Annotated in this window: 1 pseudogene; it reads right to left on the bottom strand. The window is 56.9% G+C overall.

Features of this window, described 5'->3' with window-relative positions:
* Positions 1-809 (bottom strand): annotated as a pseudogene (locus tag CFR72_RS16855) (IS701-like element IS1452 family transposase); the annotation flags it as partial.
* Positions 810-854: the final 45 nt, after the last annotated feature.

The following is an 854-nucleotide window of genomic DNA, read 5'->3' as shown; positions in this document are numbered from 1 at the left end:
CCCGCTGACAGACGACGCCAGGCCTGGTCTGGCAGTCCTGCTGCAATATCTTTCGCCTCTCCGGCAATCAGCGGTTCCGTTGCCCATGATCCGAACCAGTGATTGCCCTTGACCCCAAGCACATATCCAATTCCTGCCCGGCGAAGCGTGCGTTCTACGTCGCCCACGCCATACACGCTGTCTGCTGCAACCCAGCGGAACGGCACACCGGCCTCAATACTTCGCTCAATCATCATCGAGGCTAACGCCGGTTTGGTTGCAAACACCACGTCATCGGGAACGTGGGCCCGCTTCAGACGCTCAGGCTTTGATGTCCAGTCTTTCGGGAGATACAGGGCGCGGTCAATAAAGGCATGCCCCCGTTCCGAAACATAAGCGCCAAACACACCAATCTGGCAGTTCGTGATCTTGCCGGCAGATCCCGTATACTGCCGCCCCACACCGCAGGACGCCTGACCCTTCTTCAGAAAACCGGTCTCATCAATGACCAGCACGCCCTCTTCAGTGCCCAGATGCTCAATCACATAATCCCTGACGACGTCACGAAGGGCATCGGCATCCCAGTGCCCGCGTCCCAGAAGCGCCTGCTGCCGCCATGGACCAGGATCTCCTGCGGCTTCCGCTCGCATCCATCCCGTCTTGCGTGGTTCATTGCCAATCAAAACATCAAGAAAAGCACAGGCCGAATCTACGACACGTTTTTGCGTGAACAGCGGCGCCATCCGATCCTTGGCGGACCGAAGCGAGCGCGCCCATAATTCCAGCGTCTCTTCAACAGACGTACCGCCACTCATCATATCCTGAATCATGGTTACCCATAGATTCAGAACTCAACACAAAATGCAACTGTAGTG

The organism is Gluconacetobacter entanii, assembly GCF_003206495.1.
Taxonomy (GTDB): Bacteria; Pseudomonadota; Alphaproteobacteria; order Acetobacterales; family Acetobacteraceae; genus Novacetimonas; species Novacetimonas entanii.
The sequence above is the reverse complement of the archived record's forward strand: the minus strand, read 5'-3'. Positions and strand labels throughout refer to the sequence as shown.